The 24763-nt window shown below is 63.6% G+C and carries 26 protein-coding genes; 14 read left to right on the forward strand and 12 right to left on the reverse strand.

What is annotated here, in order from left to right:
• Positions 1 to 25: 25 nt before the first annotated feature.
• A complete protein-coding gene (locus ACB032_RS19985; RefSeq protein WP_011704739.1) occupies positions 26 to 904 on the forward strand; it encodes a LysR family transcriptional regulator in 879 nt (292 codons plus the stop codon).
• 13 nt (positions 905 to 917) lie between these two features.
• On the opposite strand, the gene ygfZ is transcribed toward ACB032_RS19985, so the two are convergent.
• Positions 918 to 1823 carry a tRNA-modifying protein YgfZ gene (gene ygfZ, locus ACB032_RS19990; protein ID WP_044799228.1) on the reverse strand — a complete coding sequence of 302 codons (906 nt, stop codon included), beginning with the start codon at positions 1821 to 1823 and terminating at the stop codon, positions 918 to 920.
• 113 nt (positions 1824 to 1936) lie between these two features.
• Between ygfZ and ACB032_RS19995 the strand changes: the two genes are divergently transcribed.
• Positions 1937 to 2206, forward strand: coding sequence for a succinate dehydrogenase assembly factor 2 (locus ACB032_RS19995; protein WP_011704741.1), 270 nt, complete (start codon positions 1937 to 1939; stop codon positions 2204 to 2206).
• A 19-nt stretch (positions 2207 to 2225) separates the two neighbouring features.
• Positions 2226 to 2603 (forward strand): protein YgfX, encoded by a 378-nt coding sequence (locus ACB032_RS20000; protein WP_044799229.1) that lies wholly within the window; start codon positions 2226 to 2228, stop codon positions 2601 to 2603.
• Positions 2604 to 2825: 222 nt separating this feature from the next.
• On the opposite strand, the gene nadB is transcribed toward ACB032_RS20000, so the two are convergent.
• Positions 2826 to 4433 carry an L-aspartate oxidase gene (gene nadB, locus ACB032_RS20005; protein WP_371138620.1) on the reverse strand — a complete coding sequence of 536 codons (1608 nt, stop codon included), beginning with the start codon at positions 4431 to 4433 and terminating at the stop codon, positions 2826 to 2828.
• A 182-nt stretch (positions 4434 to 4615) separates the two neighbouring features.
• On the opposite strand from nadB, the gene rpoE reads away from it, so the two are divergent.
• The 10 genes from rpoE to pdxJ all read left to right on the forward strand — a co-directional run bounded on the left by rpoE (position 4616) and on the right by pdxJ (position 13447).
• On the forward strand, positions 4616 to 5197 hold the full coding sequence (gene rpoE / locus ACB032_RS20010) for an RNA polymerase sigma factor RpoE (protein ID WP_005309371.1): 582 nt from the start codon (positions 4616 to 4618) through the stop codon (positions 5195 to 5197).
• A gap of 22 nt (positions 5198 to 5219) precedes the next feature.
• On the forward strand, positions 5220 to 5810 hold the full coding sequence (locus ACB032_RS20015; RefSeq protein WP_045790600.1) for an RseA family anti-sigma factor: 591 nt from the start codon (positions 5220 to 5222) through the stop codon (positions 5808 to 5810).
• A 19-nt stretch (positions 5811 to 5829) separates the two neighbouring features.
• Positions 5830 to 6810, forward strand: coding sequence for a MucB/RseB C-terminal domain-containing protein (locus ACB032_RS20020; protein WP_016349517.1), 981 nt, complete (start codon positions 5830 to 5832; stop codon positions 6808 to 6810).
• A 93-nt stretch (positions 6811 to 6903) separates the two neighbouring features.
• A complete protein-coding gene (locus tag ACB032_RS20025) occupies positions 6904 to 7365 on the forward strand; it encodes a SoxR reducing system RseC family protein (protein WP_011704746.1) in 462 nt (153 codons plus the stop codon).
• Between the two features lie 120 nt (positions 7366 to 7485).
• The gene (lepA, locus tag ACB032_RS20030; RefSeq protein ID WP_016349519.1) at positions 7486 to 9279 is read left to right on the forward strand and encodes a translation elongation factor 4; all 1794 of its coding nucleotides are present in this window, start codon (positions 7486 to 7488) and stop codon (positions 9277 to 9279) included.
• A gap of 3 nt (positions 9280 to 9282) precedes the next feature.
• A complete protein-coding gene (gene lepB / locus ACB032_RS20035) occupies positions 9283 to 10206 on the forward strand; it encodes a signal peptidase I (RefSeq protein ID WP_016349520.1) in 924 nt (307 codons plus the stop codon).
• Positions 10207 to 10878: a ribonuclease III gene (gene rnc / locus ACB032_RS20040; RefSeq protein ID WP_011704749.1), complete on the forward strand. Its 672-nt coding sequence runs from the start codon at positions 10207 to 10209 to the stop codon at positions 10876 to 10878.
• Positions 10879 to 10939: 61 nt separating this feature from the next.
• Positions 10940 to 11839 (forward strand): GTPase Era, encoded by a 900-nt coding sequence (gene era, locus ACB032_RS20045; protein WP_011704750.1) that lies wholly within the window; start codon positions 10940 to 10942, stop codon positions 11837 to 11839.
• On the forward strand, positions 11840 to 12547 hold the full coding sequence (recO, locus tag ACB032_RS20050; RefSeq protein ID WP_371138621.1) for a DNA repair protein RecO: 708 nt from the start codon (positions 11840 to 11842) through the stop codon (positions 12545 to 12547).
• A 162-nt stretch (positions 12548 to 12709) separates the two neighbouring features.
• Positions 12710 to 13447 carry a pyridoxine 5'-phosphate synthase gene (gene pdxJ, locus ACB032_RS20055; protein WP_257689874.1) on the forward strand — a complete coding sequence of 246 codons (738 nt, stop codon included), beginning with the start codon at positions 12710 to 12712 and terminating at the stop codon, positions 13445 to 13447.
• An 85-nt stretch (positions 13448 to 13532) separates the two neighbouring features.
• Here the strand turns inward: pdxJ and ast are convergent, their stop codons facing one another.
• From ast to kbaZ, 9 genes are all read right to left on the reverse strand, one after another.
• A complete protein-coding gene (ast, locus tag ACB032_RS20060; RefSeq protein WP_371138622.1) occupies positions 13533 to 15443 on the reverse strand; it encodes a thermostable cytotonic enterotoxin Ast in 1911 nt (636 codons plus the stop codon).
• 102 nt (positions 15444 to 15545) lie between these two features.
• A complete protein-coding gene (locus ACB032_RS20065) occupies positions 15546 to 16400 on the reverse strand; it encodes a tagatose bisphosphate family class II aldolase (RefSeq protein ID WP_371138623.1) in 855 nt (284 codons plus the stop codon).
• The gene (nagA, locus tag ACB032_RS20070) at positions 16391 to 17590 is read right to left on the reverse strand and encodes an N-acetylglucosamine-6-phosphate deacetylase (RefSeq protein WP_371138624.1); all 1200 of its coding nucleotides are present in this window, start codon (positions 17588 to 17590) and stop codon (positions 16391 to 16393) included. The genes ACB032_RS20065 and nagA overlap by 10 nt, the downstream gene beginning before the upstream one ends.
• Positions 17591 to 18025, reverse strand: a complete 435-nt coding sequence (agaF, locus tag ACB032_RS20075; RefSeq protein WP_010635027.1) for a PTS galactosamine/N-acetylgalactosamine transporter subunit IIA — start codon at positions 18023 to 18025, stop codon at positions 17591 to 17593.
• A 46-nt stretch (positions 18026 to 18071) separates the two neighbouring features.
• Complete coding sequence (gene agaE, locus ACB032_RS20080; RefSeq protein ID WP_371138625.1) at positions 18072 to 18950, reverse strand: PTS N-acetylgalactosamine transporter subunit IID; 879 nt, start codon at positions 18948 to 18950, stop codon at positions 18072 to 18074.
• A complete protein-coding gene (agaW, locus tag ACB032_RS20085) occupies positions 18940 to 19716 on the reverse strand; it encodes a PTS N-acetylgalactosamine transporter subunit IIC (protein ID WP_371138626.1) in 777 nt (258 codons plus the stop codon). The genes agaE and agaW overlap by 11 nt, the downstream gene beginning before the upstream one ends.
• A 15-nt stretch (positions 19717 to 19731) precedes the next feature.
• Positions 19732 to 20205, reverse strand: a complete 474-nt coding sequence (agaV, locus tag ACB032_RS20090; RefSeq protein ID WP_005309404.1) for a PTS N-acetylgalactosamine transporter subunit IIB — start codon at positions 20203 to 20205, stop codon at positions 19732 to 19734.
• Positions 20205 to 21374 carry an SIS domain-containing protein gene (locus tag ACB032_RS20095; RefSeq protein ID WP_371138627.1) on the reverse strand — a complete coding sequence of 390 codons (1170 nt, stop codon included), beginning with the start codon at positions 21372 to 21374 and terminating at the stop codon, positions 20205 to 20207. Before ACB032_RS20095 ends, agaV begins: the two co-directional genes overlap by 1 nt.
• A 12-nt stretch (positions 21375 to 21386) precedes the next feature.
• A complete protein-coding gene (gene kbaZ / locus ACB032_RS20100; protein ID WP_324017700.1) occupies positions 21387 to 22700 on the reverse strand; it encodes a tagatose-bisphosphate aldolase subunit KbaZ in 1314 nt (437 codons plus the stop codon).
• Between the two features lie 272 nt (positions 22701 to 22972).
• On the opposite strand from kbaZ, the gene ACB032_RS20105 reads away from it, so the two are divergent.
• Positions 22973 to 23770: a DeoR family transcriptional regulator gene (locus ACB032_RS20105; protein ID WP_005309410.1), complete on the forward strand. Its 798-nt coding sequence runs from the start codon at positions 22973 to 22975 to the stop codon at positions 23768 to 23770.
• A gap of 69 nt (positions 23771 to 23839) precedes the next feature.
• On the opposite strand, the gene ACB032_RS20110 is transcribed toward ACB032_RS20105, so the two are convergent.
• On the reverse strand, positions 23840 to 24760 hold the full coding sequence (locus ACB032_RS20110; protein WP_324017701.1) for an N-acetylmuramoyl-L-alanine amidase: 921 nt from the start codon (positions 24758 to 24760) through the stop codon (positions 23840 to 23842).
• Positions 24761 to 24763 lie beyond the last annotated feature (3 nt).

Below are 24763 nucleotides of genomic sequence, written 5' to 3' on the forward strand. Positions count from 1 at the left end.
TGACCGCATTTGCAGGAGCAGGACGATGAATCCATCGCTGGAACAACTGAGGGTATTGCTGGCCGCCGCACAGGCGGGCTCCTTTTCGGCGGCAGCGCGCCAGCTGGGCAAGGCGCAGTCGGTGGTCAGCACCGCCATCGCCAATCTGGAGATAGATCTGGGGCTCGAGCTGTTCGATCGCAGCGGCCGCTATCCGGTGCTGACCGAGGCGGGTGTGCGCATCAGCCAGGAGGCGGGCATTTTGCTGGCCCAGAGCGAGCGCTTGCAGGCCATCGCCGGCGAGCTGGCCACCGGCGTCGAGTCGCGCCTGACGCTGGCCATCGACGATGACTCCCACCTGCCCTGGCTCGGCTCCGTGCTGGAGGGGTTCGCCACCCGCTACCCGACGGTGGAGCTGGAGCTGCTGTTTCCGTTGATGGAGGATCTCACCGAGATGTTGACCAGTGGCCGCGCCCAGCTCGGCATCAGCTATCAGAAGGAGCATCCGCAGCGAGAGATCGTCGCCCGCTCGCTGGGGGGCGTGCCCATGCCGCTGGTGGTCTCCCCCGAGCATCCGCTGGCCCACAAGGCGCCGCTGCGGGAGAGCGATCTGCAGGGGGCGCGCCAGTTGATGGTGACAGGGCGGCGGGAAGGGACTGAGCGTCATCGCTTTCGCCTGTCGGCGCAGGTGTGGTGGGTCGAGGGGGATCTGGGGGTACTGGAGCTGGTCAAGCTGGGACTGGGCTGGGCGGCGGTGCCCGATTTTCTGCTGCACCGGCCGCTGGCGCGGGGCGAGGTGGTGGTGCTCAAGCCGGACTTCATTACCCAGCCGGAGCTGGCACTGGAGCTGCAGTGGCATCGCGCCCGCCCGCTCGGGCAGGCGGGACGCTGGCTGAAGGAGGCCCTGCTGGCGCGGGCGCGCTAGCAGAGCTCTTCGCTTACTCGGTCAGCTGATAGGGGAGGGGCTGCAGGCTCAGGCTTGAGCCCTCCTCCTGCTTGAGCCGGAAGCGGGCGTCGGCTTCGGTGTCTTTGGGCAGCACGGCGGTGAGCCACAGCTCGCCATCCTGCTGCCAGGCGTTGAGTACCATGCCGCTGCGGCGCCAGTTGTCACCGAGCTGGATCTCCAGGGGGTCGCCGCTGGCAACCGGCGTTGCAGCGGTGCCGCTCAGCACGAACAGGGCGCGGTTGTTGGCGCCACGATACTTGGCGCGGGCCACCGTCTCCTGCCCCATGTAGCAGCCCTTGGTGAAGCTGATGCCATCGAGCGCCTGCAGGTTGAGCATCTGGGGGATGTATTCACCCTGATGAACCGCCTCCAGATGGGGGATGCCGGCCTTGATCTCCAGTCCCCACCAGAGCGACTCGGAGCCGCTGGGCAGAGTCAGCGCCAGCGACTGTTCGCTGACCAGCAGCCAGCGATCGGCCTCGACCCGCACCGCCATGCCACCCTCGATGAGGCCGCTCTGCTGCAGGCCGTATTGCCCTGCAATCCAGCTATCGGTCCCCTGACCGGCCACGCCGACCGCCTGGCCGTGATTTTCGCTGATCTCGACCTTGGCAAAGATCGCGAACTTCTTGAGTTCGGGCAGCTGGCGGGCCAGCACCGACGGCTTGGTCAGCATCAGCAGGCGATCGCTCAGGCAGAGCAGGCGAAAATCGCTCCACAGCTTGCCCTTGGGATCGCAGTGACCACCCAGGGTGTGCTGGCCCGGCTGCAGGACGTTGACGTCACAGGTGACCTGGCCCTGCAGGTATTTGGCGCGATCCTGGCCGCTCAGGCTGGTGATGGCCAGATCGGTCAGAGGGAACAGGGTTGGCTCGGCGGGAAGGATTGGCAGGCTCACGATGGCATTCCAGAGACAGAAAGTATGTGACCTGCATGGTAAAGACGTAAGGAATGTTTGTCAGCCGGAAAATCCAGCTGTTACCATCGCCGGGTCTTTGTAAGGAGAGTTCCATGTTGAGCCCAATTGAAAAATCCCGCCTGAAGTGGGCCTGCCGCCGTGGCATGCTCGAGCTGGATGTGATCTTTATGCCTTTCTTCGAACACGAGTTCGACGGTCTGAGCGAGGCGGAGCAGCAAACCTTCATCCGCCTGCTGGAGTGCGAGGATCCGGAGCTGTTCCGCTGGAGCATGGGCCACGGCGTGCCGGAAGACCCCGCGTTTGCCGCCATGATCCCGCTGATCCTGGAGCGCAATCAGGCCCGCCACGATCGCCAGCGCTGATCTGCCCGTACGGGTGTCGATGCCCGTCACCGTCTCCAGGCAGCAGCGCCTGCTGCTGTTGTCGTTGTTTCTGCTGATCCTGTGGCCGCTCGCCGTCCTGATCCACGGCTGGCAGTGGGCACTGCTGCTACCCTGCTGGGCGCTGGGGTTGTGGCGTGCCTGGCTTGGCGCCAGCCGGATGACCGGTGTGCTGGAGTGGGATGGGCAGTGGCTCACCTGGCAGGGCCGTCGTTACCAGCTGGGGACCGGCAGCCGCATTTGGCCCGGGGTACTCTGGCTGCAACTGGTGGCGACGGAGCGTCCCGCCATCCGACTCTGGCTGTTCAGCGATGCGCTGGCACCGGCTCATTACCGCACGTTGGCTCGCGCCATCCACTTCTCCCAGCCGACCCGCTAGTTTCTCTTCCCCATAAAACAGATGACCTCGCCGGAGCGAGGTCATCTGGGGGGAGGATCGATTAATCCCTATCCATCGTCAGCAATGCTGGTTCATGGCGGGCAGGATCAATCCTTGTCCGGCGTCAGCACGGTTGGCTTGGAGTCCGGTTGCATGTCCGGGTAGTCCGGGTTGCAGCGGTGCAGGCCGCGGGACCCTCTGGCTCATTGCGAAGCGAAAGGATTAGTCCCGCTCCGGCGTCAGCACGGTTGGCTTGGAGTCCGGCTGCATGTCCGGGTAGTCCAGGTTGTAGTGCAGGCCGCGCGACTCCTTGCGTTGCAGGGCGCAGTTGACGATGAGTTCGGCCACCTGCAGCAGGTTGCGCAGCTCCAGCAGGTTGTTGGAGACCCGGAAGTGGGTGTAGTACTCCTGCACCTCCTGCTTGAGCAGGTCGATGCGGCGCTTGGCCCGGGCCAGACGTTTGTTGGTACGCACTATCCCCACGTAGTCCCACATCATCAGGCGCAGCTCATGCCAGTTGTGCTGGATCACCACCAGTTCGTCCGAATCTTCCACCTTGCTCTCGTCCCACACCGGCAGACGGGGCGGCTCCACGCTCATCGGCAGCTTGGCCAGAATGTCGGCCCCCGCCTGATGGGCATAGACCACACATTCGAGCAGGGAGTTGGAGGCCATCCGGTTGGCACCGTGCAGCCCGGTGTAGGTCACCTCGCCGATGGCGTAGAGGCCGGGGATGTCGGTCTGGCCGTTGTTGTCGATCATCACGCCGCCGCAGGTGTAGTGGGCGGCAGGGACGATGGGCATCGCCTCCTTGGTGATGTCGATGCCGACCGCGAGGCAGCGCTCATGAATGGTCGGGAAGTGCTTGATGATGAAGTCGGCCGGCTTGTGGCTGATGTCCAGATACATGCAGTCGGCGCCGAGCCGCTTCATCTCGTGGTCGATGGCGCGGGCGACGATGTCCCGTGGCGCCAGCTCGGCCCGTTCGTCAAACTCCGGCATGAAGCGGCTACCGTCGGGACGGCGCAGGTAGGCCCCCTCGCCGCGCAGGGCTTCGGTCAACAGGAAGTTGGGGTCGTCCGGGTGGAACAGGCTGGTGGGGTGGAACTGGTTGAACTCCAGGTTCGCCACCCGGCAGCCGGCGCGCCACGCCATGGCGATGCCGTCACCGGAGCTGACGTCCGGGTTGGAGGTGTACTGGTACACCTTGGAGGCGCCGCCGGTGGCCAGTGCCACGAAGCGGGCACGGATCACTTCGACCTGCTCGGCGTTGCGGTTCCAGACATAAGCACCCAGCACCCGGTTTCCCGGCAGACCCAGCTTGCGGGTGGTGATGAGATCGACCGCGTTGAAGCGCTCCATCAGCTGGATGTTGGGGTGAGCGCGCACCTGATCGATCAGGGTGAGCTGCACCGCCTTGCCGGTGGCATCCGCCGCGTGGAAGATGCGGCGATGGCTGTGGCCCCCTTCGCGGGTCAGGTGATAGTGGGATTCGCCCTCGGCGTCCTCCTCCTGATCGAAGGGGACCCCCTGCTGGATCAGCCACTGGATGGACTCGCGGGCGTTGCGGGCGGTGAACTCCACCACGGCCGGGTCACACAACCCGGCCCCGGCGTTGAGCGTGTCGCTCACGTGGGATTCGATGCTGTCGGTCTCGTCGAACACGGCAGCGATGCCTCCTTGCGCATAGAAAGTGGCCCCTTCACTGATGGGCCCCTTGCTCAGAACCAGGACTTTGGCCTGGTCTGCCAATCGCAACGCGAGAGACAAACCGGCGGCACCGCTGCCAATGATCAGTACGTCGCAAAGGTATTCAACACTTGCTTTCATAAGTATCATTGGCCTGGATTAAGAACTGGCACCATGGTAGCCCAAGCGAGGGTGGTGATGCAGCCTGCGTCACATTTTTTTCAATGCAAGCGAACTTTCCCTGATTCCTCCTGTCTGAACTTGTGCGCTTAGGAAGGGCCGGAAAAGAAAAACGATAACCTGATGGGGGTTTTACGGCTCTGATGAGCGACCAGAATCTACTGGACGAACAGCTGGTTGAACGGGTCCAGCGTGGCGATAAAAATGCATTCAACCTGTTGGTAAAAAAATACCAGCACAAGGTGGTCAACCTGGTGGCCAGGTATGTCAACAACCCGGGCGATGTACCGGATGTGGCGCAGGAGGCATTCATCAAGGCCTACCGTGCGCTGCCGACATTCCGTGGCGAGAGCGCGTTTTACACCTGGTTGTACCGGATCGCCGTGAATACGGCCAAAAATTATCTGACCTCTCAAGGGCGCAGGCCGCCCAGCAGTGACGTAGAGGCGGAAGAGGCAGAATACTATGGCGGTGGCGAAGCCTTGCAAGAGGTGGCTACCCCGGAAAACCTGACGCTGACCGACGAGATCAAGCGCACCGTGTTTTCTGCCATAGAAGCTTTGCCGGAAGACTTGAGGACAGCTATCACCCTTCGCGAACTGGAAGGGCTGAGCTACGAAGAGATTGCCGAAATCATGGATTGTCCGGTGGGTACGGTGAGATCCCGCATCTTCCGGGCGAGGGAAGCAATCGATAAAAAGCTGCAACCTCTGATCGAGAATTAACTGGGGAAAGACAGGTTAACTTATGGCAACTAAAGAGCAACTCTCGGCCCTGATGGACGGTGACTTGAGCGATGTTGAGGTTCTGAACGAGCTGGGAACGGATCCGGCTCTGCAAGATACCTGGTCTCGTTACCACCTGATTGGTGATGCCATGCGGGGGGACCTGCCGGTCAATCTGCAACTGGATCTGAGCGACAGCATCATGGCTGCGCTGGAAGATGAACCCACCATCCTGGCGCCCAAGCCGGTGGAGAGCAAACCTGCCGCACCGCAGTCGGGTACCGCCAAGGTTGTGCCGTTTCTGCGCCGTGCCGGCCAGCAGGTGGGGCAATACGCCATTGCCGCCTCGGTCGCTGCCGCCGTCATCTTTGGGGTGCAGCAGTATCAGGGGCAGGATGGTCTGCCGACCAACCCGGTACTCAACACTATCCCCGTTGGTGGCAGTGCTTCACCGGTGAGCGTGCACTACCCGCAGGATGGCAACCGGGCCACTGCCCGTCAGCAAGGGCTGAGCGAGCAGCAGATGCAGGAGCAGCGCGAGCGCATCAATGCTTTCCTGCGTGACCACCAGTTGCAACAGCGTCTGCTGCAAGACAAGCAGATTCAGGAATAACGGATTTAGGGATCAGAACGTGCGCCAGTCCAGCCGTATTTTGCTGGCCTCTCTCCTGCTGATCAGTGCCAAGGCCTCGGCCGACGACAAGTCGGCCGAGGCCTTGTTGCAGCAGATGCAGAGTGCCGTCTCGCAACAGAATTTTGAATTGTCCATGGTCAAGGCCCGCCAGGGGCGCCTCGAACCCATCCGCTTCAGCCATGGCGTGATCGATGGCAAGGAGGTGGCTCACCTCAGCTATCTCGATGGCAAGACCATCGAGTATCTGCAGCGCCAGGATGAGTACACCTTCTTCGAAAATACCCACGAACCCTACACCCTCAAAGGTGCCCGCTTCCCCGGTGTGTGGGCGAGCCTGGTCAGGATGCCACTGCCACGGGTGCTGGAGAGCTATGACCCCGTGCTGGCCGGTCGCAGCCGGGCGGCCGGGTTGGTGGCACAGGTCGTGCGTCTGGTGCCCAAAGAGGCCGACAAGTACGGCTTCGTGCTCTGGATCGACGAGCAGAGCCACCTGCTGGTGCGGGTGGACATGGTGGATCGGGAAGGCAATCTAGTGGAACAGGTGCTGGGGGTGGATCTGGACAGGCTGCCTGCCCCGGCGCCCTGGCTGGTGAAGCTGGCTGGCAGCAAGCTGCCTCAGGCACTGGCACTGGAAGACGCCTACCCGGCACCGCAGCAACAGCTGAACTGGCACCTGACCTGGTTGCCGGAGGGGTTCAAGGTGCTCTCGCGGGATCGGCATCAGCTGGTCACCACCAGCCTGCCGGTGGATTACATGATGCTCTCCGACGGACTGGTGGATCTCTCGGTCTACGTTGCCCGGGTCGATCCCAAGCAGGCGGTGCGCCAGCAGTTGATCCGCCAGGGGGCTACCTCGCTGGTGAGCTATGTCAACGACGTGGGGGTCGAGATCACTGTGGTGGGTGAGGTGCCGGCCGACACCGCCAAACGCATCGCCGAGTCGGTGCAACCGCTGGCCCGCAACGAGACCGTCCAGTAGTCGCCGATGCACTGTTGCTTGCCCAATCCAGACAGTCATGTTCAGATTGGGTCAATCTCTGTCTAGTTAATGTGGAACCGTCTTGTGAGTGGAATGAGCGAAGAGCTGGCAACCGTAGTGGCCATTGATGGGCAACATGCCTGGGTGGAGTGCGAACGGCGCTCCGCCTGTAGCGGTTGTCATCAACAGTCCAACTGCGGCACCGGCACGGTAGCCAAGGCGTTTCCGTTGCAGGCGCAGCGGCTGCGGGTGGCGCTTACCATCGAGGTGAGTGTCGGTCAGCAAGTGAGGCTCGGCATCCCCCAGGCGAGCATTCTGCAGGGGGCGGCGCTGGTCTACGTGCTGCCGCTGTTCTGTCTGCTGGCGGGAGCCCTGCTGGGGCAACTCTGGCTGGCTCCCTTGCTGTCGGCCGGGGAGGGGGTCACCATCCTCAGTTGCCTGCTGGGCGGCCTTATCGGATTTTCACTGGTTCGTTACTTTTCCAACCGGCTCGATCAGGGGGCTTATGGTCCCCGCATGCTGGGTGTGGTCCTGCCCACCCGCCACCTCTCCTGACACTGTCCAGGCCTGTATTTCTGGTGCTTCGTCGACTAAAGATTGGCCGTCGACCGGGTTATCCAGTAAAATCCTGCCTCCATATCCGGCCCTAACCTAATTTTGAGTGATTCTTGCTCGATGAAACACATTCGTAACTTTTCGATTATTGCGCACATCGACCACGGTAAATCGACCCTGTCGGACCGTCTGATCCAGACTTGTGGCGGCCTGTCCGACCGCGAGATGCAGGCTCAGGTGCTTGACTCCATGGACCTGGAGCGCGAGCGCGGCATTACCATCAAAGCACAGAGTGTGACCCTGAACTACCAGGCACAAGACGGTAACACCTACCAGCTGAACTTTATCGACACCCCTGGCCACGTGGATTTCTCCTACGAGGTCTCCCGCTCGTTGGCGGCCTGTGAAGGGGCGCTGCTGGTGGTGGATGCCGGCCAGGGGGTTGAGGCACAGACTCTGGCCAACTGCTATACCGCCATGGAAATGGATCTGGAAGTGGTGCCAGTGCTGAACAAGATCGACCTGCCGGCCGCCGAGCCGGAGCGGGTTGCCGAAGAGATCGAAGACATCGTCGGCATCGACGCGGTCGATGCGGTGCGCTGCTCCGCCAAGACCGGCCTGGGTGTTGACCTGGTGCTGGAAGAGATCGTGGCCCGGATCCCGGCGCCGGAAGGTGATCCGGATGCGCCGCTGCAGGCGCTGATCATCGACTCCTGGTTCGACTCCTATCTGGGTGTCGTGTCGCTGGTGCGGATCAAGAACGGTTCTCTCAAGAAGAACGACAAGATCAAGGTGATGAGCACCGGTCAGGTGTGGGGTGTCGATCGTATCGGTATCTTCACGCCCAAGCAGGTGGACACCATGGGACTGGGTTGCGGCGAGGTAGGTTGGGTTGTCTGCGGTATCAAGGACATCCACGGCGCGCCGGTGGGCGATACCCTGACCCAGGCCAAGAACGGTGCCGAGAAGGCGCTGGCTGGCTTCAAGAAGGTGAAACCGCAGGTTTATGCGGGTCTGTTCCCCATCTCCAGCGATGACTACGAGTCGTTCCGCGACGCCCTCGACAAGCTCTCCCTGAACGATGCCTCCCTGTTCTTCGAACCGGAGAGCTCCACCGCGCTGGGCTTCGGCTTCCGTTGCGGCTTCCTCGGCATGCTGCACATGGAGATCATCCAGGAGCGGCTGGAGCGTGAATACGATCTGGATCTGATCACCACTGCGCCGACCGTGGTCTACGAGATCGAGCTGACCGACGGTACCACCATCCACATCGACAGCCCGGCCCAGATGCCCGCCATCACCAGCATCAAGGAGATGCGCGAGCCGATTGCCGAGTGTCACATCCTGCTGCCGCAGGAGTACATGGGCAACGTGATCACCCTCTGTATCGAGAAGCGTGGCGTGCAGACCAACATGGTCTACCACGGCAAGCAGGTGGCGCTGACCTACGAGATCCCGATGGCTGAAGTGGTGCTCGACTTCTTCGACCGCCTGAAGTCCACCAGCCGCGGCTACGCCTCGCTGGACTATGGCTTCAAGCGCTTCGAGACCTCCGACATGGTCCGTCTGGACATCATGATCAACGGCGAGCGGGTCGACGCCCTGGCCATCATCACCCACAAGGAGAACGCCCAGTACCGCGGTCGCCAGGTGGTGGAGAAGATGCGCGAGCTGATCCCGCGCCAGATGTTCGATATCGCCATCCAGGCTGCCATCGGCAACCAGATCATTGCTCGCAGTACCGTCAAGGCCCTGCGCAAGGACGTGACTGCCAAGTGTTACGGTGGTGACGTGAGCCGGAAGAAGAAGCTGCTGAACAAGCAGAAAGAAGGTAAGAAGCGGATGAAGTCTCTGGGCCGTGTCGACGTGCCGCAGGAAGCTTTCCTCGCAATTCTCCACGTCGGAAAGGACTAATAGATGGCAAGCACGTTTTCCCTGATCCTGGTGGTGGTCTGCGCGATCACCGGTGTTATCTGGTGTCTGGACAAGATGATCTGGTCCAAGCAGCGGGCCGCCAAGATTGCCGTGGCCCGTGCCCACGGCGGCGCCCATCTGGACGAGAAAACCCTGGCCAAGGTGGCGCCGGTGCCGGTCTGGATCGAGCAGACCGCCGGGGTATTCCCGGTCATTACGCTGGTATTGATCCTGCGTTCGTTCATCTTTGAACCGTTCCAGATCCCGTCGGGCTCCATGATGCCCACCCTGCTGGTGGGCGACTTCATCCTGGTGGAGAAGTTTGCCTATGGCCTCAAGGATCCGGTGACCAACACCAAGTTCCTCGAGACCGGTGAGCCCAAACGCGGCGACGTGGTGGTGTTCAAGTATCCGCTGGATACCCGGGTGGATTACATCAAGCGTGTAGTCGGCATGCCGGGGGATCGGGTCATCTATCGCAACAAGGAGCTGATGATCCGGCCCAAGTGCGATGAGCAGGAAGGGAAAACGTGCCCGGGCTTCCAGAAGCTCGACGTCAAGTTTGAACAAAGGGGTGAATTTACCCAGATGGGGATCCCGCTTGACCGCTATACCGAGCAGTTGGGCGAGGTGTCTCACGAGACCCTGCGTAACCCGCTGATGCCCGATATGGTCGGCCGTTACTATCGCCAGCCCGGTACCTACCCAGACGAATGGGTAGTGCCGGAAGGCCAGTACTTCGTGATGGGTGACAACCGTGACAACAGTACCGACAGTCGTTTCTGGGGCTTCGTGCCCGAGCAGAACCTGGTCGGCAAGGCGGTCGCTATCTGGATAAGTTTTGAATTCGAGCGCGAAGAAGGCTCCCTGCTGCCAAGCTGGGTACCGACAGGGGTGCGCTTCAACCGCATTGGCGGAATCAAGTAAATGAACATCAAGATGAACAGACTGCAGTCCCGTCTCGGGCATGTCTTTCAGGATCAAGAACTGCTGACCCGGGCGCTGACTCACCGCAGCGCCGGTTCCCGTCACAACGAACGACTGGAATTTTTGGGCGACTCCATTTTGAGTCTGGTGATTGCCGATGATCTCTTCCACCGCTTCCCGCAGGCGGCGGAAGGGGATCTCAGCCGCATGCGCGCCACCCTGGTACGCGAGAAGACACTGGCCGAACTGGGCCGGGAGTTCGACCTCGGGGATCACCTGATCCTGGGGCCGGGCGAGCTGAAAAGCGGCGGTTTTCGCCGTGAATCCATTCTGGCCGACACGGTCGAGGCGGTGATCGGTGCCGTCTATCTGGATACCAATCTTGAGACGGTACGGACGCTGCTGCTGGGCTGGTACGCCAGCCGCCTGGACGAGATCAAGCCGGGCATAGAGCAGAAGGATCCCAAGACCCGTCTGCAAGAAATTCTGCAGGGAAGCCGCAAATCCCTGCCGACCTACACAGTGACCAACGTCAAGGGCGAAGCCCACAACCAGGAGTTCACCGTCCAGTGTGACGTGGAAGGCCTGGATGGTCCGCTGGTCGGGGTCGGCACCAGCCGTCGCAAGGCCGAACAGGCCGCTGCGCAGCAAGCATTGGAAAAACTGTCATGACAGATACTACCCATTCAACAAGGCGCGGTCTTTTGACACAACAGGCATTGGAAACACTGGCATGACAGATACCACTTATTGCGGCTTTGTCGCCATCGTGGGCCGCCCCAACGTGGGCAAGTCCACCCTGCTCAACAAGCTGCTTGGCCAGAAGGTCAGCATCACCTCGAAGAAGCCCCAGACCACCCGTCACCGGATTCTGGGGATCGACACCGAGGAGAACTACCAGACCATCTATGTCGATACACCGGGTCTGCACATCGAAGAGAAGCGGGCCATCAACCGCCTGATGAACCGCGCCGCCACCAGTTCGCTGGGGGACGTGGCCATGGTGGTGTTCATGGTCGACGGAACTCACTGGACCAAGGATGACGAGATGGTGCTGGGCAAGCTGCGCCACCTCAAGTGCCCTGTGGTGCTGGCGGTCAACAAGATCGACAACGTCAAAGAGAAAGAGGATCTGCTGCCGCACCTCGAGTGGCTGGGTCAGCAGATGAACTTCGCCCACATCCTGCCCATCAGTGCCGAGAAGGGCACCAACGTGGAGAAGATCCGCGAGTGGGCCAAGGATCTGCTGCCGGAGAACGTCCACTTCTTCCCGGAAGACTACGTGACCGACCGCTCCTCCCGCTTCATGGCCTCCGAGATCATCCGCGAGAAGCTGATGCGCTTCACCGGTGAGGAGCTGCCCTACTCGGTGACGGTGGAGATCGAGCGCTTCAAGGTGGAAGAGAACGGTCTCTACCATATCCATGGCCTCATCCTGGTGGAGCGCGATGGCCAGAAGAAGATGGTCATCGGCAACAAGGGTGAGAAGATCAAGACCATCGGCACCGAGGCGCGCCTCGACATGGAGCGGCTGTTCCAGAACAAGGTGCATCTCGAGCTGTGGGTCAAGGTCAAATCCGGTTGGGCTGACGACGAGCGCGCCCTGCGCAGTCTCGGCTACGGTGATGACTGATTGCTGACCCCGGCTTTCGTCATCCACAGTCGGCCCTATCGGGAGACCAGCCAGCTGGTCGAGGTTTTCACCCAGGATAGTGGCCGTTTTACTCTGGTGGCTCGCGGTTCTCGCGGGCCACGCTCGCCTCTGAAGGGGCTGTTGCAACCCTTTGCCCTGCTCACCATCGCCTGGCGTGGCAAGGGCGATCTCAAGAATCTCACCCAGGTCGAGTGCCCGGATCACTCCTTGCGGCTCGGCGGCGATCGCCTCTTCTACGGCCTCTATCTCAACGAGCTGGTCTACTACCTGCTGGAAGCCCACACCCCGTTCCCGGAAGTATTTGACGCCTATGCCCGCGCCATCATGGCGCTGGCCGACGGCGAGACGCCGGAGCTGCCCCTGCGCCGCTTCGAATTCCTGCTGCTGCAGGCGCTCGGCTACGCGGTGGATTTCGAATATGCCGCCGATGACGAGTCGCCGATCCAGCCCGAGCTGCTGTACGGCTTCGAGCGTGAATTGGGCTTTGTCGCTTGCGAGCGGGCGCCGGATCCCCGTACCCTGTTTCTCGGCGCGCACCTGCTGGCCTTTGCCGAGGGGCGCTTCGACAGTCCGCCCCTGCTGCAGGCGGCCAAGCGTTTCAGCCGGCTGGCGCTGCAGCCCTATCTGGGACGGCGCCAGTTGAAGAGCCGGGAGCTGTTTTTAAAACGCCGCAATAGCCTGGGTTAACCGCCCTGCGGCGTTACCCAACGCGGCAAGAATGTTACCTAGGTCCGATTACGCTGCGCTAATCGAACCTACGAGCTGCCACACACGTGACATATGGATATCGGCGCTGGCGCCAAGGCGGCAGTTGCACAGTTAACAGCGAAGAGTTTCAAGGAGTCCTCAATGAGTGAAATCTATCTGGGTGTGAACATCGATCACATCGCCACCCTGCGCAACGCCCGCGGCACCCAGTACCCGGATCCGGTACAGGCCGCCTTTGTGGCCGAGCAGGCCGGTGCCGATGGCATCACTGTGCACCTGCGCGAAGATCGCCGTCACATCACCGACCGTGACGTGGAGATCCTGCGCCAGACCATCCAGACCAGAATGAACCTGGAGATGGCGGTGACCGAAGAGATGATCGGCATCGCCTGCCGCATCCAGCCCCACTTCGTCTGCCTGGTACCGGAGAAGCGCACCGAAGTGACCACCGAGGGTGGTCTGGACGTGGCCGGCCAGCTGGACAAGGTGACTGACGCGGTGGCCCGCCTCTCTGCTGTCGGCGCTCAGGTATCCCTCTTCATCGATGCGGATCCGCTGCAGATCGATGCCGCCGCCGAGAGCGGTGCTCCTTTCATCGAGATCCACACCGGCCGTTACGCCGATGCCACCACGGATGCCGCGCGCAACGCCGAGTTCAAGCGCATCGCCGCCGGTGCCTCCTACGCCGCCGGCAAGGGCTTGAAGGTCAATGCCGGCCACGGCCTGCACTACCACAACGTCAAGGCCATCGCTGCCATCCCCGAGCTCTATGAGCTCAACATCGGCCACGCCATCATCGGCCGCGCCGCCTTCGACGGCTTGGCCAAGGCGGTCAGCGACATGCGTCTGCTGATGCAGGAAGCCCGTCAGGGGATCTGAGCTGTCGGCAGGGGATGAGCCCTGCGGCACGAAGAGAAAAGGGACGCCACGGCGTCCCTTTTTGTCAGGTCAAACTTGGTCTGGGTCAGGATTTTTCCGCGCCAGCGGGTTTGGCTCCGGCCGGGGTCAGCTCCAGGGTGATCAGCTCCAGCGGCGCCAGGGTGATGAGGCGGGGGGCATCGAGGGTGGCCGGCACGCTGGCATTGCTGCCGTAGCGCGGCTGCACCGTGAAGCGGGTGGCCTCGCCCGCCGGGATCTCCAGCTGGCGCTGAGGCTCCAGCAGGAATGTCTGCGGCTGGCTGGAGGGGTTGCGCAGGGTGATGAAGGCGCGGCTCGGACTCCAGGCCGCCCAGCCATACACCGCCAGCAGGGTGGGATCGCCGCCGATCCAGTGGCTGTCGAACAGCACGGCCTGGTTCTGCTGTGACCAGAGTGCCGCCTTGGCCAGCAGGTCCCAGTTCTGGCCGCTCAGCAGTTCCGGCGTGAGATAGAGCTCCTGCAACTGGGTGCCGGTGGCGAAATAGCTCCAGGCCTGATCGGCGAAATCCTGCGGTGACTGCCGATCCAGATGCTTGGCCTGTTTGGCATAGACCAGCCCGTGCAGCATCAGTGAGTTGAGCGGGAACAGGGGGCCGTTCTTGACGATGGAGCGATAGGTCTCGGCATCCCGGTAGGTGATCCACTGCTGCACCCTGGAGCCGGGTCCGTAGAAGTTGATGTCATCGCCGCCGCGCCAGATGGAGTCGGCAAAGAACAGCCAGGCGGGGGAGGCGGTGGTGCCGGTGGTCAGGTTGATGAACACCTTCGGATTGGCGGCCCGCGCATCCGCAATCAGGTGGATGGCGGCATCGAAGTCGCTGGTGAAGCGGCTCCCCTCGATCAGCTTGTCCGCATTGCCGGTCCCGTCGAACTTGAAGTGGGTGACTCCCTGATCCTTGATGAGCGACATCACCTTCTGGTGGAAGTTCTGGTAGTAGACCGGACCGGAGAGGGCGAACTTGCCATCGCTCAGCTCATAGCCGAACTCGGCGGCATGGGAGACCCGCTCATCCCTTGGCTTGTTGTAGCCACCCCAGGGGGAGAGCCAGATCCCGAGCTGGGCATGGTAGCGTTCGGCCGCGCGCTTGAGCTTGCTGAAGCCGTTGGGGAAATCCTTGCTGAAACCCCAGTTGCCCAGTCGATCGTCCCAGCCATCGTCAAACAGAAAGCCGTTCATGGGCACGCCGCGCCGGCTGATCAGTGCCTCGCCGAACTGATCGATGCGCTTGAGTGCTTCGGCCTCCGTGTAGGGATTGAAGAAGCCGATGTCGAGCCAGGAGTTGTAATGCAGATAAGGAGCGTAGGGGCGATCGCGGGCCTCGTTGAGGAAGCGGTTGAAGTCGCGCCTGAGCTGACCCTCGCCAAAGGTGCCGACATAGGTGCGATAGCTGAGCGGCTTGCCCTGGGCGAGCGGCAGCTTGAGCGGGATCAGCTGGCTGACGCCACCCTCGTAGGCCCGGGTATTGACCAGCGGATTCTGGGGGGTAATGAAGAAGCTGTCGCTGACAATGGGCGAGCTGTTGATGGCGCCATAGACAAACGGCGCCTGGGAGTGGAAGGGAAGCATGGAGAAGCCGTTGATCTTTTTGCCGTTCTTGAGGGTGTCGAGGGCAAAGTCGATGCTGGCGTAGCGCTTGTCCCGGCCCAGCCGGATGGCGCTCTTGACCACGAAGTCGGCATTTTCCAACGCCATCTCGATCCGGTCACCGCTCTTGGTGAATGCGGTGACCTTGAAATCGGCGGAGGGGGTCAGCCGATCATCCGTCCCCTTGATGTCGAACAGGTTGTCTGAGCGAATGAGATCGCCGTTGGCGGTATTGGTGAAGGTCAGTTCCCGGAACTTGCCGGCATCGGTTTCGACCTTGATACGGTACTGGTCACCCTCCAGCGACAGGGTTTCGGCCTGGGCGAAGGGGGTCAGCATGAGCAGCAGCGTCATGGCGGTACGTGCGTGCATGGTTGTCTCCACGTGTTGATGTGAGTGAGGTGTGAGTCGGCAGAACCTCGCCTGTGATACCGGGATGGAGGCAGGCCCGCCGCAGCGGGCCCGGCTCGGGGATTACAGCTTGCCGTCGCTCATGCACATGCGGATCTTGGCGGCGACCACCTCCTCCATGGCGGCCATGGCGGGCACCAGATACTGGCGCGGGTCGCTGGCGTCGGGGTGGGAGGCCAGGAACGCCTTCATGGCGTCGGAGAAGGCGATCTTGAGCTCGGTGGCCACGTTGACCTTGCACACTCCGAGCTCGATGCAACGGCGCACGTCCCGGTCGGGAATGCCGGAGGCACCGTGCAGCACCAGCGGCACCGCTACCCTGGCCCGGATGGCGGCGAGGCGCTCGAAGTCCAGGCGCGGCTCCTCCTTGTAGAGGCCGTGGGCCGTGCCGATGGCGACGGCCAGGGAGTCGATGCCGGTGCGCGCCACGAACTCGGCCGCCTTGTCCGGGTTGGTCAGATGGGCGTTGGCGGCGTCCACGATGAGGTCATCCTCCTGGCCGCCGAGCTGGCCCAGTTCGGCCTCCACGCTCGCCCCCATGCGGTGGCAGAAGGTGACGACCCGCTGCACCTTGGCGACGTTCTCCTCGAACGAGAGGTGGGAGGCGTCGATCATGGCGGAGTGGATGCCGGCCTCGACCTTGTAGTGGATATCCTGCTCGTCCTCGTGGTGGTCCAGATGCAGTACCAGCGGAATGCGGTACTGGTGGGCGGCCGAGGCGCAGATGGAGACCAGGTACTCGACCCCCGCGTGGCGGTAGGTACCCGGCGTGGCGGCCAGGATGACCGGGGAGCTCAGCTTGGCGGCGGTGCGGGCCACCACCTCGACGGTCTCCAGGTTGTGGATGTTGAAGGCGGGCACCGCATAGCCGCGGCGCTGGGCATCTTTAAGCATTTCGTGGGACGAGATCAGATACATGAGGACTCCTTGGCACCCTGGCGGGCACCAGCTTCAGGGAAAGAGAGCGGGGTTGGGGCGGGGAGGATCTCCCGGCCCGCCACCCAGATATGTTGTTGATTGAGTTCCGCGGTCAGGGCGAGCAGATTGGCCTGCTTGCCGACGGCCAGCGAGCCGAGGCGATGTGCCATCCCCAGCATCCGGGCCGGTGCCAGCGAAGCCATGTGGATGGCCTCCTCCAGCGGCACGCCGGCCAGCTGCACCATGTTGCGCACGGCGCCGAGCAGGGTGAGGGTGCTGCCCGCCAGGCCGCCGGTGTCGGTGCGCACCACGCCGTCCTTCATCTCCACCCGGTAGTCGCCGAGCAGGTAGTGACCGTCCGGCATGCCGGCGGCGCGCATGGCATCCGTGATGAGCAGCAGGCGATCCCTGGCGCAGCAGTGACAGAGTCTGAGCACGCTCGGGTGAACGTGGTGGCCGTCGGCGATGAGCTCCAGCCAGGCATCGGGATGCACCAGCCCCGCGCCGACCATGCCGGGTTCTCTGTGGTGCATGCCGCGCATGCCGTTGAAGCAGTGCACCAGCCCGGAAGCCCCCGCCGCCAGCGCCGCCATGGTGGTGTCGTGGTCGGCGGCGGAGTGACCCAGCATCACCCGGATGCCGGCCTGCTTGAGATGACGGATGGCGGCCAGCGCCCCGGCCTTCTCGGGGGCGAGGGCGACCACCTTCAGGGTGCCTCGTGCCACCTGTTGCAGCCGGTCGAGCTCCGCCAGATCCAGCTCCCGGAACAGGGCCGGGTCATGGGCACCCTTGTTGTCCGGGGTGAAGTAGGGTCCCTCCAGATAGCTGCCGAGCAGCTGTGCACCCGGCAGGGGACTGGCCATGGCATCGGCGATGCGACCCAGGGTGCTAAGGATGGCGGGCAGCGGGGCGGTGACCGTGGTGGCGAGGAAGGCGCCCACCCCTTCTGCCGCCTTGGCAAGGGAGAGGCGGGCCAGGGCGTCGGCCGCCTCGTCCATCACGTCGACGCCGGCCCCGCCGTGGACGTGGCCATCGATGAGGGCGGGCACCAGCAGCTCGACCTCCCGCACCGGGTCGTCGGCCGGGATGGGGCCGATGGCGGTGATGACGCCCCCTTCATGGGTCAGTACCTGATGTGTCAGCCAGCCCTGCTCGGTCAGCAGGCGGCGGGCGCGGATCCGCTCTGCCATCTAGATCCCCTCCTCGGCCAGCGTCTCGGCCCGCTCGCGCGCCAGCTCGTCCACCAGGCTGGTGAGGCCGCGATGACCGCAGCACAGCGCTTGTTCGCGAAACTGGGACGGGGTCAGCTCGCCGCGCTCCATCACCATCTCCAGCAGCAGCTGCAGATTGGTGCCAGTGACCACCTCCCGCCCAGGCTGGCGCAGCGCCAGGGTGGAGGCGACCCGAAACGGGGTTCCCCCCAGCAGGTCGGTCAGAAAGACCACGCCATCCCCTCGTTCCACCTGAGTCAGAGCGGTTTCGCACTGATCCTGCAGCAGGGCCGTGGTGGAGGACTCGGGAAAGTCGATGGCGACCACCGCCTCCTGCTCGCCGAGGATCTGCAGCATGGCCTGTTCCATGCCGCTGGCGAAGCCGCCATGTCCGCAAATGATGATGCCCAACATAATCTGTTCCTTTACAGCAAAGGGCCGGCCTGGTGCCGGCACCGGATTAGAGGAAGCCTGCAAACTTGCCGACGATGCCGAGCACGACCGTGATGACGATGAGGCGCAGCGGACTCCAGCCGCGGCGGATCAGCCCATACATGGCCAGGGTGTAGAGCAGCGGCAGGAAGGCGGGCATCAGCTTGTCGAGCACGTCCGCCTGCAGCTTCACCACCGCATCGCCGGCGGTGATCTCCAGGGTGGTGCCGAGTCGCACATAGGTGGCGACTAGGGCGCCTATCACCGTCATGCCGACGATGGAGGCGGCATGGCCCACCTTGCGGGTGTTGGCCTTGATGAGCGGAATGGCGGCCACCCCCATGCGGCAGGCGTAGTGCGCCAGCCCGAAGCGCAGGCCGAAGTGCACCAAGTTGAACAGCAGGAAGAAGACCACAGCCCCCATGATGGAGCCTTGCAGGGCCAGGTCGGCGCCGATGCCGCCGCAGATGGGCAGCAGGGTGAGCCAGAACATGGCATCGCCGATCCCGCCGAGCGGGGCACCGACCGCGATCTTGGTGCTCTGGATGCTGTTGACGTTCTGCTTGGAGCGCTCCATCGCCAGCACTATCCCCATCACGAAGGTGACCAGGAAGGGGTGGGTATTGAAGAAACCCATGTGGCCCTTCATCGCCCGGGAGAGATCCTTGGGGTTGCTGTGGATCTTTTGCAGTGCCGGCAGCAGGCCGTAGAGCCAGCCGGAGGCCTGCATCCGCTCGTAGTTGAAGGAGGCCTGCAGCAGCAGGGAGCGCCAGGCGAAGCGGTTGATGTCCTGGCGGGTCAGCTCGGCCCCCAGTTGTTGATCTTCGTAGACGTCGTCGGAGACGGCGCGGGTCGGGTGCGGCTCGGCCGTCTGGGCCAGCCGGGTGGCGGTGTTGTTAGATGCCATCTTCAGTTTCCTCCTGGATGGGGCGGGCTTGTGGCGCCGGGTCCTTGCGCATGAAATCGATCAGAGCCATGGCCAGGGCGGCCGCGGCGATGGCCAGCACCGGCAGCTTGAGCCAGGCGGCGGCGACGAAACCGAGGATGAAGTAGGGGATGTAGATGTTCTTCATCATGATCTTGAGCAGCACGGCGAAGCCGATGGCGGGCATGATGCCGCCGGCGACGCCGAGGCCGTCGATGAGACGGGCGGGCAGCACGTCGATGGCGGTCTTGGCGTGTTCGGCCCCGAAGTAGGTGGGCAGGAAGGCGCACAGGAAGTAGAAGGAGCCCAGCGCCAGCAGCGCCAGGTAGTTGACCCGCTCGATGCCGCGCACATCCCCCTGTTCCGCCATCCGGTCACAGCGGGACATGACCCCCGACATCACCGAGAAGAGGAAGGTGATCCCCATCTGGACCGCCACCGCGAACGGTACCGCGACCCCGACCGCCACATCCGGCTTGACCCCGGTGGTGATGGCGAAGGTGGCGCCGACTATGGTGCCGATGATGACGTTGGGCGGTTGCGCCCCCGCCAGCGGGGCCAGCCCCATCCAGACCAGCTCCAGGGTGCCGCCCACCAGAATGCCGGTGGGCAGGTCGCCGAGGATCAGGCCCACCAGCGGGCCCAGTACCACGGGCCGATGGAAGTGGGTCAGGCCGTTGAACAGGTCAAGCCCGGCGAAGAACGCCAGCATGCCCAGCAAGAGCCCTTGCAACAAACTGATTTCCATCACAATTGTCCTTAATCAGATGAGGTTGAAAATGTCCTGTGCCGGTTCGGTCGGCACCCCTTGGACAAAGCAGGCGACGTGGGCGTCCTGCAGGGCGCGAAACGCCGCTATGTCCGACTCGTCCACCGATACCGTCTTGTGGATCTGACGCTTGCCGTCGGCGTAGTGCATGTTGCCGACGTTGATGCGGGGGATGGGCACCCCGCCCTCCACCAGGGTGCGAAAGTCCGCCGGACTCTTGCACACCAGCAGGATCTTCTGGCGATCGGCGGCCTTGCCAATGTTGTCGATCACCTTCTGCAGCGGCCAGAAGCGCACTGCGATGCCTTCCGCCAGCACCATCTCCATCAGGTTCTGCTGGATAGGGTCCTCTGCGACTTCGTCATTGGCGACCAGCACCAGATTGGCGCCGGCGAAGCCGACCCATTGCACGCCGACCTGACCGTGGATCAGGCGCTCGTCGATACGGCTCAGCACTATGTTCGGCATCAGACGCCTCCTTGCTGGTTGAACGGATAGATGTTGACCCCCTGCACGACCCGGTTGACCCGCCCGCTCGGGCAGGGATTGTCCGGGGTGATGCCCAGCACCAGCGCGGTGTGGAAGGCGTAGTACTGGGCGTAGAGCAGGTAGCAGAGCGCCAGCTCGGCGTCGTCGCCGTTGAGGGGGGTGGGCAGGTAGATGTGTTCGCCGGCGCTGATGAGCGGATCCGGCCGGTCGGCCAGGGCGACCACCCGGGCGGCATGGCCGTCCTGGCGCAGCTCGCCGAGCAGGTCCAGATCGTACTGGCGGGTATAGGGATCGTTGGACACCATCAGCACGATCAGGGTCTGCCGATTGATGGCCGACTTGGGCCCGTGGCGAAAGCCGGTGGGGGAGTCGTGCATGGCCATCACCTGGCCGGCGGTGAGCTCCAGCAGCTTGAGGGCCGCCTCCTGGGCCACCCCCTGCAGGCTGCCGCTGCCAAGGTAGATGACCCGCTCCGGCAGCGGCCGATCCCACTCGGGCACCTTCAGCTCGGCCTGGGGCAGAATGGCATCCCCCAGCGCGATGAGCGGCTGGCTGGCGATCGGGTTGAACTGGCGTGGCAGGAACACCGCCAGACAGCTCAGCATCATGCTGGTCAGGCTGCTGGTCATGGCAAAGCTGCGGTCGTGGGTCTGGGGCGGCATCAGCAGCGCCAGGGAGCGGGCATCCTTCTGGCAGCGGCGATAGAGCTCCCCCTCACCGTTGCAGGTCAGCACCAGGTGGTGGCACTCGCTCAGCAGCTGGCTGGCCAGCTCCACCGCCGCCACGCTCTCCGGGCTGTTGCCGGAGCGGGCGAAGGAGATGAGCAGGGTCGGGCAGTCCTGTGCCAGGTATTCGCCCGGATCGGTGACGATGTCGGTGGTGGCGATCGCCTCGAAGCGGCCGTTGAGGCGGGCACTGAGATAGGGGGCGAGGGCACGGCCGGCAAAGGCGGAGGTGCCGGCGCCGGTCAGGATCACCCGCAGGTTGCCCCGCGACAGCAGGGGCAGCAGGAAGCGCTCTATGGTGGCGCGGCACTCCTCCACCATGGTGAGGGTCTCCCGCCAGGTGGCGGGTTGCTGGCGAATTTCACGGGCGGTGGCCAGGCCGTTGGCCGACCGCAGCGCCTCTTCTGGATAACCAAGGATCATCTCTACAACTCCTTATACAACCGGGGTCAGCCGGGAGTGGCTGGCGGGGGTGGCGCTGCAGGCCACCGCGTATTGGCGCAGCACCTCCTGCACCTGATCGAGAATGAGGTCGTGAACCCGGGGCGACAGCGTGCCCTGGCGCACCTTGCGGTATTGCAGCGGCAGGTGCTGGCTGAGCAGCGGCAGGGGAATGGGTTCGGCGGCCAGGTTGGCCAGCAGCCGGGCGTAACAGTCATCGACCCGGCTGTCGGGCCAGTAGTAGCGAATGCGATCGGAGTAGCTGTAGCCGCGGGCCAGCCGGCACTCGTTGGGGCTGCCCTGATAGTGGCTGCGCCAGAAGTCGGGGCGATCCAGCATGGTCTCTTCCAGCACCTGGCGCAGGCCCGAGCAGGCCTTGGCCACCACCAGCTCCTCCTCGATGGCGGCAAGGGCAAACAGCGCCTCGCGCAGGGCAAAGGTGAGGGCGGGGCCGACCTTGAGGATGGCGAAGTGATCGCGCACCAGCTGGCGGTAGGCGTCCGGGGTCTGGTAATCGGTGGAGTGGGCCTCGAACACCAGATGGGGATAGGCCTCGATCATCCGGCTCAGGGGGGCGGCCCGCTCGGGGCGGTAGTCGATGACGTGGGTGTGGTCGAACTCCACGCCGGGCTGCACCACCAGACCGATCACCCGCGGCCAGAGCTGGGCCAGTCCGGCCTGCTCGAAGGCCTGCTGGTGGGCAGCCAGGGTGTGGCGCGCTGCCTCCGGCGTGGTGACCGCCAGCTCGGCCAGCTCTTCGTGGGCGCCGCCTGGCACCGGCACTTCGGTGCCAATCACGTAGACCAGGTCGCTGTGGCCAAACTGCCGGATGGCGGTCTGCTCGGCCACGTTTGCCAGCCGGGCGGCGCGCGCCGCCACCAGCTCGTCAGTCAGCGGCACCGGATCCCCCTGGCAGGACATGCTGCAGTCGAGGTGGATCTTCTTGAAGCCAGCCGCGACATAGCTGGCGATGAGATCCTCGGCGTGGGCCATGGCCTGTGCGGCGGGCTCGCTCTGCCAGCGGTTGGGGCCGAGGTGATCCCCACCCAGTACCAGCCGCTGCACGGGAAAGCGGCACTCGGCGGCGAGCCGGTGCAGCAGGTCACGAAAATTGGCCGGCGTCATGCCGGTGTAGCCGCCAAATTGATCCACCTGATTGGAGGTGGCCTCGACCAGCAGCAGCTGGTCCCCTTGCGCCGCCAGTCGCAGGGCCGCCTCCAGCACCAACGGATGGGCGGAGCAGACGGCGTAGATCCCGACCTGCTCCCCCTGCTTGTGTTGTGCGACCAGATCCAGCATTGATTTCATTTCCCTCTTCCTCTTGGCCTGAACAAGATGCTTTGCTTTCGATTTCTTTCTTTACCCTAGGCGTACGGCGCTCGAAACGAAATAAAAGCGTGTTCACATCTTGAGCAAGATCACAAAAAGAAATGAATCGAAAGGGGTGTGGCTGTTTTAGGGAGTCTGACGGCACTTTTCAATTCAATGAAAGCTTGATTTGCCATCGAGGCTGAGTGTTAATAGGGAAACGTAACGAAGTGAAAGCTCTACTTTCACCACAGGACTCCGGCAGAGAGACTATGCAAATCACCGAAAAGAGCGTGCTCGGCACCAGCGAGCGACGGGAGCGTATCATTCAACAGCTGCGCAGCAATGGCAGCGTTCAGGTCAACGAGCTGGCCGGCCACTATCAGGTCTCCACCGTCACCATCCGCAACGATCTGGCATTTCTGGAGAAACAGGGGGTGGCGGTGCGCGCCTACGGCGGCGCCCTGTTGTGTGAATCCGGCCAGCCGGTGGCCGAGCGCACCATCGCCGACAAGAGCGTGCTCAACACCCCGGTCAAGCAGCGCATCGGCGCCATGGCGGCGAGCCTGGTGCAGCCGGGTTGCCGCCTCATTCTCGACTCGGGTACCACCACCCTGGAGGTGGCACGCCACCTGCGCGATCACCAGGAGATAGTGGTGATGACCAACGGCATGAACGTGGCGAATGCCCTGCTGGAGGCGGAAGGGGTGGAGCTGCTGATGACGGGCGGCCACCTGCGCCGCAAGTCGCTCTCCTTCTACGGCGCCCAGGCGGATCTCTCCCTGCAGAACTATCACTTCGATCTGCTGTTTCTCGGGGTGGATGGCATCGATCTGGAGCGCGGCGTCAGCACCCATCACGAAGACGAGGCCAGGCTCAACCGCTGCATGTGCCACGTGGCCGAGCGGATCATCGTCGTGACCGACTCCAGCAAGTTTGGCCGGTTGAGCCTGCACAAGATCATCGATACCCGGCGCATCCACACCCTGATCACCGACGACGCCATCGCGGCCGAGACCCTGGCCGGTCTGCGCCAGGCCGGGATAGAGGTGCTGCTGGTGGAGGCCTGAGCCTGCACTCGACTGAGAATGCGAAAGAGGGACGCCGCGGCGTCCCTCTTTCGTGGTCGGGGGCAAAGCTCAGCGTTGCTCGGGAAAATAACGCTCGAGCAGGGCAGTGAGGATGGCCTGGCTCTCGGCATCCGCTTCACCGCTGACCAGGGCGGGCCGGAAGTGGAGCTGAAAGGCGCGCAGGGCGGCGCGGCTCTGCTCGTCCCAGTTGCCGCTCGGGGCGATGCCGTAGCCGTAGCGGGCCAGCCGTTGCTGCCAGCCGAGGGCATCCCAGGCCGGTGCCGGCTGCTGGCGCAATTCGGCCAGCCGGGTTTCGTCGGGCCAGGCTCCCACCCCGTAGTGCAGGGCCAGCTCGCGCCAGGGGAAGTGGGGGCCGGGATCCTGCTTGCGCTCGGGGGCGACATCGCTGTGAGCCAGCACCTGGGTGGGGGGGATCTGGTAGCGCCCGACCAGCTTGCGGGTGAGGGCGCCGAGGGCGGCTATCTGTGCCTGGGTGTAGGGCTGCCAGCGCCGCTGGTGGGCGGGCAGCAGCTCGTCTTGTGGCGGGTAGCCGAGATTGACGATCTCGATGCCGAGCGAGCTGGCGTTGAGCCCCGCATATTGGTGCCAGCGACTGCGGCCGGCATGCCAGGCGCGCTGGCTGTCGGGCACCAGCTGGTAGACTGGCAGTGGCCGTTCATGGGTATCGCGCGGGATCAGGTAGTGGGCGCTCACCTGATGGGCCGGCTCGGTCAGCAGGCGCAGGGAGTGGCCATCGTCTTCGTCCGTGTAGTGCAGGATCAGAAAGGCGATGCGCTCGTTCTGGCTGGCGCTTTGATAGTCGTTGTTGAGCCGATAGGGGGCGGGCTGGCAGGCGCAGAGCAGCAGGGCGAGGCAGAGCGCAAACCCGTGGCAACGAGTGCGCGGGAGGTGAATACCCAGTTGCCATGGCCGGCGCCACCCACCGGCCGCCTGCTGGCGGGATGACGGTGAGTGCAGACGCCGGCCCATGGT

Source organism: Aeromonas sp. S5(2024), from assembly GCF_041403025.1.
GTDB classification, from domain to species: domain Bacteria; phylum Pseudomonadota; class Gammaproteobacteria; order Enterobacterales; family Aeromonadaceae; genus Aeromonas; species Aeromonas hydrophila.